This window comes from Pseudarthrobacter sp. CC12 (genome assembly GCF_039907755.1).
Classification (GTDB): Bacteria; Actinomycetota; Actinomycetes; order Actinomycetales; family Micrococcaceae; genus Arthrobacter; species Arthrobacter niigatensis.
Genome location: NZ_JARDJH010000034.1, coordinates 46,965 through 54,160, shown reverse-complemented (window position 1 = coordinate 54,160; position 7,196 = coordinate 46,965). Strand labels below are relative to the sequence as shown.

Here is a 7,196-nt window from a genome sequence, read left to right as displayed (position 1 = left end):
GGCGCGACCGGCCTGCCCGTATCAATCACCAGACGCGCAGCCTCCCGCCGATACTCAGGAGTGAATTTACGTCGTGTTGTGCTCACAAGAACACCTTCCCGCAGAATCCCAGGATCCCGCTACTTCAGGTGTCCACCAACAGAGGCTAACCCCACCAACGCCCCATCACCTCCCGCCCGCAAACCGCCAACGCCCCATCACCTCCCGTCGAAAGCAACGAACTCTCCCCCACCGAATGTGGGGGAGGGTTCGGCTGGACGCCGCATTATCTGATGGCGCGTTGGGAGAAAGCGGAAAGAACGTGATGGGGCGTTGGGGGAAAACGGGCAGAAGGTGATGGGGCGTCCGGGGAGAGGTCAGGAAAGCGGGCGGTGCAGTTCTGCGAGCTCCTGGTGCCGCGGGCTGTCGGGGTTCATCAGCGAATGCTTGCGTCCATAGCTGAAATAGATCACCAAGCCGATGATCAGCCACACCACGAACCGCAGCCAGGTCTCCCAGTGCAGCTGCAGCATGAGGAAGGCCGAAGCCAGGACACCGAACGCCGGGATCACGGGCATCAGGGGCAGGCGGAACGTGCGGGGAGCATCAGGCCGCTTGTAGCGGAAGATGATCACGGACAGGCAGACGACGACGAACGCGGCCAGGATGCCGATGTTGGTCAGGTCCGCGACTGCCTTGATGGGGAACACGCCGGCCAGGAAGGCGGAGGCGATGCCGCCAATCCAGGTGACGCGCTGCGGGGTGCCGCGGTGGTCCGTCTTGGCGAACCAGCCGGGGAGCAGTCCGTCACGGCTCATGGAGAACCAGACGCGGGTAACGCCCAGGAGGAACGTGAGCATCACGGTGAGGATGGACAGCACGGCGAACACCGAAATGATCGTGGCGATAACCGGCAGCCCCACGGAGGTGAAGGCCGAGGCGAAGCCTGCCTTGGGGTCGATGTCCTTGTAGTTCTGCATGCCGGTGAGGACGAGCGTGGCCGCAACGTAGAGCAGCATGGCGATGATGAGCGAGAGCACGATGGCCTTGGGCATGTGCTTCTTGCCGTCCTTGGCTTCCTCGGCCGCAGTGCTCATGGCGTCGTAACCAAAGACTGCGAAGAAGACGGTGGCGGAGCCTGCCACGACGGGGCCGAAGCCGCTGGGCATGAACGGGTTGTAGTTGTTGGTATCGATGTAGAACACGCCAAGCCCGATGATGAAGAGGATCAGGACCACCTTGATGGCCACGGCTGCCAGCTCGAACCGGCCAAACGCCTTGGTGCCGCGGGACAGGATCCAGGTGACCAGGAGGCAGACCAGGATGGCAGGGATGTTGATGATCCCGCCCTTGCCTTCGTCAAAGGTGGAGGTCATCCAGCTCGGCAGGTGGATGCCGATGCCGGCCAGGAAGGCGTCGAGGTAACCGGAGATGCCGATCGCCACCACCGCCACGATGGCGATGTATTCCAGCAGCAGGTCCCAGCCGATGAACCAGCCGATGACCTCGCCGAGCGCTACGTAGCCGTAGGTGTAGGCGGAGCCGGCGCGCGGGATCATTCCCGCGAACTCCGCGTAGGACAGGGCTGCGGCCGCTGAGGCCAGCCCTGCGATCAGGAAGGAAATCAGTACCGCGGGCCCCACCCCGGGTGTGCCTTCGCTGCCGGCGGCCACCAGTCCCGCGAGGGAGAAGATGCCGACGCCGATAATGCCGCCAACGCCGATGGCGGTGAGCTGCCACAGGCCAAGGGACTTGAACAGTCCACTGTGCTTGTTTTCTTCTTCGATGTCATCAATGGGCTTTCGCCGCATGATCGATTGGCTCAAATCTTTGCTGCTCATCAGGAACTCCTGGTTGGGGTGCGACCCCGCCGCGGCACGCCAAGAAACCTGGCTGTGACGGGGGTAACTCGGTTTCAACAGTATGCGTGCGCAATTGCGTTAGATAAAGTGACTACTTCTAACCTATATTCATTAGTTTCAGTTAGGAATTCACCATGCTTGATGTCCGCAGGCTGCGGCTGCTCCGGGAGTTAAGCATCCGTGGGACGCTCGCGGAGGTGGCCGAGGCACTGCAGTACAGCCCGTCGTCGGTATCCCAGCAGCTGGCCCTGCTGGAGAAGGAAGTGGGCGTGGAACTGCTCCGGAAGACCGGGCGGCGGGTGCAACTGACGCCCCAGGCCGAGGTGCTCGTGGCGCACACGGCGCAGCTGCTCGAAACCATGGAGCAGGCCGAGGCGGACCTGGCCGCATCCCTGACCACGGTGACCGGCACGGTGCGGATCGCGGTCTTCCAGTCGGCCGCGCTGGCGTTGATGCCGGACACGTTGACGCGCATGGCCGCCGCCTACCCCGAGGTGCGGATCGAAATGATCCAGCGCGAGCCAGAGACGGCGCTGCATGAGACGTGGGCGCGGGACTTCGACCTGGTGATTGCCGAGCAATATCCGGGACACGCGGCCCCGCGCTACCCGGAACTGGACAAGGTGAAGCTGACCACAGACGCCATCCGCTTGGCCGTTCCCCCGGCCTCCGGCAGCGGACCCGGGATCCGTTCCCTGGAGGACACGGCAGACCTGGCCTGGGTCATGGAACCGCGCGGCGCCGCTTCGCGCCACTGGGCGGAACAAGCCTGCCGCAGCGCAGGATTCGAGCCCGATGTCCGCTTTGAAACCGCCGACCTGCAGGCCCAGGCACGCCTGATCGAGTCCGGCAACGCCGTGGCCCTGATGCCGGACCTGGTGTGGACGGGCCGCGGCACCACCGCGCAGCTTCTTGAGCTTCCCGGCAAGCCGCACCGCACCATCTTCACCTCGGTCCGCCGCTCCAGCACCCAGCGCCCGGCCATCCTGGCCGCCCGGGAGACCCTGGCTGCGGCTGCCGCGGCGGTGGCAACGGACGACGCCGGGTGACCGGCCGCCGTCGTCCGCGTCCTTCCGTGCGCAGCCACGCCGCCCGGCGTTGCGCAGGTGCGTTCCCTGCGCCCTGAGAACCCGCGCCGGTGCGCAGGCGCGTCGTGGCCCGTATGTTTCGTGCGTCACTGCGGGTAAAGGGCCGCAGGACTAGACTGGAGCCGTTATGAATCGAACAATGTTCAAGTCCAAAATCCACCGGGCCACCGTCACGCACGCCGACCTGCACTACGTCGGCTCGGTCACCGTTGACCTCGACCTGCTCGAAGCCGCCGACATCCTGCCCGGCGAGCTGGTGTCCATTGTGGACGTCACCAACGGCGCGCGGCTTGAAACCTACACCATCGCCGGCGAGCGCGGTTCCGGCGTCATCGGCATCAACGGTGCAGCGGCGCACCTGATGCACGAGAATGACATCGTCATCCTCATCACCTACGCCGAAATGACCACCGAAGAAGCCAAGGCCTACCAGCCCAAGGTGGTCCACGTCGACCAGGACAACCGGATCATCCAGCTGGGCAATGATCCCGCCGAAGGCCTGACTCCCGGCATGATGCGCCCCCCTTTCGCGCTTAACAACGCCACCCTGTAGCCGGAGCGTGTGTCCCGGTCCCTGCCTCCGCCGTGCCCGAACGGCTGACCCTTGCTAGGGGTGCTGGCGGGATTCTTCGTCGTTTGGTGCATCATCCTGGTGGGTTGGTTCGTGGGCCGGAAGCGGATCCTTGGTGATAACGCCCGCCCCGTCCTGAGCGGCCTGACGTTCTTCGTCGCCAGTCCGGCGCTCCTCTTTGAAACCCTGAGCAAGGCCCGCCTGCAGGAAGTCTTCGCCGAACCGCTCCTGGTCACGGCGGTGGCGGCCATCGCCACGGCCGGGATCTACCTGGTGCTGGCCAGGTTCTGGCTGAAGCGCGCCCTCCCGGAATCGCTGATGTCCGCCATGTCCGCGTCCCTTGCCAACTCGGCGAACCTGGGTATTCCCATCGCGGTATATGTCCTGGGCGATGCGAGCTATGTGGCGCCCCTGCTGATCTTCCAGCTGGCCTTCTTCACGCCAACGTTCCTGATGATCCTGGACTCGAGCACCAGCACGCACCGGACCACGGTTTTGGGCTTCTTCCTGATGATCCTGCGCAATCCGATGATCGTGGGCTCCGGACTGGGGCTGCTGGTGGCAGGCACCGGATTCCAGGTGCCGGCGCTCGTCATGGAGCCGATCCACCTGATTGGCGGGGCCGCGATTCCGGCCATGCTGATGGCATTCGGGATGAGCCTGAACGGCAGCCGCCCGCTGCAGGCCTCCGCCGGCCGGCGCGTGGACACCCTGCTGGCCAGCGGCTTCAAGCTCGCGGTCCAGCCGGCCCTGGCCTACGTCTTTGCCCGCTTCGCGCTCGGGATGGAGGGGCATGCCCTGTTGGCGGTGGTGGTGACGTCCTCGCTGCCCACCGCGCAGAATGTGTTCGTAGCCGCCAGCCGGTACCAGACCGGGCTTACCGTCGCCAAGGACACCGTGCTCATCACCACCGTGGTGGCGGTGCCGGCGATGATCGGCGTGGCACTGCTGCTGGCCTGAGCGCCGGCCACCCGACATAACTGCAGCTTGGAGGGCTGATGAATACTGTGCTGGATACCGTCGTGATCGGCGGCGGGGCCATGGGCTCTGCGGCCGCGTGGGCACTGTCCCGCCGCGGCCGGCAGGTGACGCTGGTGGAACAATTCGGCCCAGGCCACAAGATCGGCGCCTCCCACGGTGCCACCCGTAACCTCAACCCTGGCTACCACCAGCCCGACTACGTGGCCATGCTGGCAGAGGGGCTCGCCCTGTGGGACGAGCTGGAGCAGGACAGCGGCGTGCAGCTGCTTGCGCGCACCGGCGTGGCGGCCCATGGTCCCGGCGGCGACCTCCCCAAGGTTGCCGAGGCCCTCACCGAGGCCGGCATCCGCGCCGAATTCCTGGACCCTGCCGAGGCCGGCGGGCGCTGGCGCGGCATCCGCTTCGACCAGCAGGTCCTGCACATGCCCGACGGCGGCCAGCTCAACCCGGAGGCGGCGCTGCCCGCCTTCCAGCGTCTCGCCTCCGCCCGCGGCGCCGAGATCCGGCACCATACCAAGGTGGTGGACTTCGAGGTGTTCGACGACGGCGTGCGGCTGGGCCTTGAATCCGCTGCGGGCACGGAAGTGGTCACCGCAGCCCAGGCCGTGGTGACCGCCGGCGGCTGGACGGAAAAGCTGCTGGCCAGGGTTGCGGGCACGGGCGCCGCAGCGTTGCGGATCCCGAAGCTGAGGGTGACGCAGGAGCAGCCGGCGCATTTCCGGGTGGCGGACCCCGGCGCGGTGTGGCCCGGATTCAACCACTATCCCGGCCCGGATTACCAGGGCTGGTACTCCCCCGTGTACGGCATGCAGACCCCCGGCGAAGGCATCAAGGCCGGCTGGCACGGGGTGGGCCCGGTGGTGGACCCGGACCACCGCGATTTTCTGCCCGAACCAACGCAGCTGGCAGCGCTGCAGGAGTACGCACGGCAGTGGCTGCCCGGCGTGGACCCTGATTCGTTCGAGGCCATCAGCTGCACGTACACCACCACCCCGGACGAGGACTTCATTTTGGACCGGGTGGGGCCGGTGGTGATCGGCGCGGGCTTCTCCGGCCATGGCTTCAAGTTCACCCCGGTGGTGGGGCGGATCCTGGCCGACCTTGCCACCGGGACCCGGCCAGCGCCGTCGATCTTCCGGGCGTCCCGCTAGCGGCGCTGCCACCCAAGGCGGCCGGCGCCGCCGGGCTGGCGTGCCGGTCTGGCGGGATTCCCTAGTCCGGGCTGCCGTCCGCGTTGGTGGGCACTGGCTCCGCGTCGGAATTGCCGCTGTCCTCGGCCTTGACCGCCGGCATGGACAGCACCGCTGCCACCGTGAGGAGGCCGGCCACGAGCGCGGCCAGGAACACGGCACCCGAAGCGCTGATTACCGTGGCGGGGTCGGCGTCGCCACCACTGCTGCCGCCGTAAATGGAGTTGGCCACGGCGCCGAACACGGCCACGCCCAGGGCACTGCCGATGGACCGCGCGAACATGTTGGTGCTGGTCACCACGCCGCGTTCGTGCCAGGGAACGCTGGACTGGGCGGAAATCAGCGTGGGGGTGGCCAGCAGGCCCAGGCCAAGCCCGACGACGAAGCAGCTGACCGCGATCAGCGCCACGTTGGGCGAGGAGGCCGTCAGCGACAGGATCAGCAGGCCCGCCACGGAAATGGCGATGCCGATCAGGGCCGTGGATTTGAAGCCGATCCGCAGGTAGAACTTGCCGGCCTGCGAGGCACTCAGGGGCCAGCCGAGGGTCAGCGCGGCGAGCGCCAGGCCGGCCACCAGCGGCGAGGAGGACAGCGCACCCTCCAGGTAGGTGGGCACGTAGGAAGTCAGGCCGATCATGACGGACCCGACCCCGAAGGACACCAGGGTGGTGGTGGCAAGCAGGCGGCGCGACACCACCCAGGAAGGCAGGATGGGCTCCGCCGCACGCCGCTCCACCAGGAGGAACGCGACCAGCAGCACGGCACCCACCGCGAACACGCCAATGCTGATGGGCGAATTCCACGCCCACGCCTGGCCGCCCTGCAGCGCACCGAGGATGAGCAGGCCGAGCGATCCGGCCAGGAGGACGGCGCCGGCGTAGTCCACCTTGTGCCTCTTCCGTTCCACATTCTCGTGCAGGGTGCGGACCAGCATCCAGCCTGCCAGCAGGCAGAGCGGCACGTTGACCAGGAAGATGCCGCGCCAGATGCCGAGGGCGGAGAAGACGCCGCCCAGGCTGGGGCCCACCACGGACGAGATGGCCCAGACACTGGCCAGGTAGCCCTGGACCTTGGCACGCTCCTGCAGGGTGTAGATGTCCCCGGCGATGGTCACGGCCACGGGCAGCACCGCGCCGGCGCCGAGTCCCTGCAGGGCGCGGAAAGCGATCAGGGAGGGCATGCTCCACGCCACACCGCACAGCACCGAGCCCAGCAGGAACAGGCCGATGCCGGTGAGGATGATCGGTTTACGGCCGGCCATGTCGGAGAGCTTGCCGTAGATGGGGACGGACACCGCCTGCGCCAGCAGGTATGCGGAGAAAAGCCATGGGAAGGATGCGAAGCCGCCCACGTCCCGGACGATCGAGGGGACCGCCGTGGCCACGATCGTGGAATCGATGGCCACGAGTCCCGTGGACAGCATCAGGGCGATGAGGATGGGCCCGCGGTCGGACCGGAACCCTACTCCCTGGGCGCGGGCGGTCGTCATCAGTCTCGTTTCAGTAAGGTGGATCCCTGTTACCTC

General features: G+C 66.9%; 6 protein-coding genes. 4 read left to right on the top strand and 2 right to left on the bottom strand.

Going from position 1 to position 7,196, the window contains the following annotated elements; genetic code table 11:
• Positions 1 to 356: 356 nt before the first annotated feature.
• Entirely contained in the window at positions 357 to 1,820 is a 1,464-nt protein-coding gene (locus PV772_RS18780; protein ID WP_141159057.1) for an amino acid permease, read from the bottom strand.
• A 155-nt stretch (positions 1,821 to 1,975) separates the two neighbouring features.
• Here PV772_RS18780 and PV772_RS18775 point away from each other — a divergent pair, with 155 nt between their 5' ends.
• The 4 genes from PV772_RS18775 to PV772_RS18760 all read left to right on the top strand — a co-directional run bounded on the left by PV772_RS18775 (position 1,976) and on the right by PV772_RS18760 (position 5,632).
• Positions 1,976 to 2,890 carry a LysR substrate-binding domain-containing protein gene (locus PV772_RS18775; RefSeq protein ID WP_141159056.1) on the top strand — a complete coding sequence of 305 codons (915 nt, stop codon included), beginning with the start codon at positions 1,976 to 1,978 and terminating at the stop codon, positions 2,888 to 2,890.
• A 166-nt stretch (positions 2,891 to 3,056) separates the two neighbouring features.
• Positions 3,057 to 3,482 (top strand): aspartate 1-decarboxylase, encoded by a 426-nt coding sequence (gene panD / locus PV772_RS18770; protein WP_210411346.1) that lies wholly within the window; start codon positions 3,057 to 3,059, stop codon positions 3,480 to 3,482.
• A 51-nt stretch (positions 3,483 to 3,533) separates the two neighbouring features.
• Positions 3,534 to 4,460, top strand: a complete 927-nt coding sequence (locus PV772_RS18765) for an AEC family transporter (protein WP_347887142.1) — start codon at positions 3,534 to 3,536, stop codon at positions 4,458 to 4,460.
• Positions 4,461 to 4,498: 38 nt separating this feature from the next.
• On the top strand, positions 4,499 to 5,632 hold the full coding sequence (locus tag PV772_RS18760; protein WP_347887141.1) for an FAD-dependent oxidoreductase: 1,134 nt from the start codon (positions 4,499 to 4,501) through the stop codon (positions 5,630 to 5,632).
• 61 nt (positions 5,633 to 5,693) lie between these two features.
• Here PV772_RS18760 and PV772_RS18755 read toward each other — a convergent pair whose 3' ends face one another.
• Entirely contained in the window at positions 5,694 to 7,160 is a 1,467-nt protein-coding gene (locus PV772_RS18755) for an MFS transporter (protein ID WP_347887140.1), read from the bottom strand.
• Positions 7,161 to 7,196: the final 36 nt, after the last annotated feature.

Excerpts from the sequence above, each read along its gene's own strand:
- panD (WP_210411346.1), top strand. The coding sequence starts at position 3,057 with ATGAATCGAACAATGTTCAAGTCCAAAATCCACCGGGCCACCGTCACG.
- PV772_RS18780 (WP_141159057.1), bottom strand. The coding sequence starts at position 1,820 with ATGAGCAGCAAAGATTTGAGCCAATCGATCATGCGGCGAAAGCCCATT.
- PV772_RS18775 (WP_141159056.1), top strand. The coding sequence starts at position 1,976 with ATGCTTGATGTCCGCAGGCTGCGGCTGCTCCGGGAGTTAAGCATCCGT.
- PV772_RS18755 (WP_347887140.1), bottom strand. The coding sequence starts at position 7,160 with ATGACGACCGCCCGCGCCCAGGGAGTAGGGTTCCGGTCCGACCGCGGG.
- PV772_RS18760 (WP_347887141.1), top strand. The coding sequence starts at position 4,499 with ATGAATACTGTGCTGGATACCGTCGTGATCGGCGGCGGGGCCATGGGC.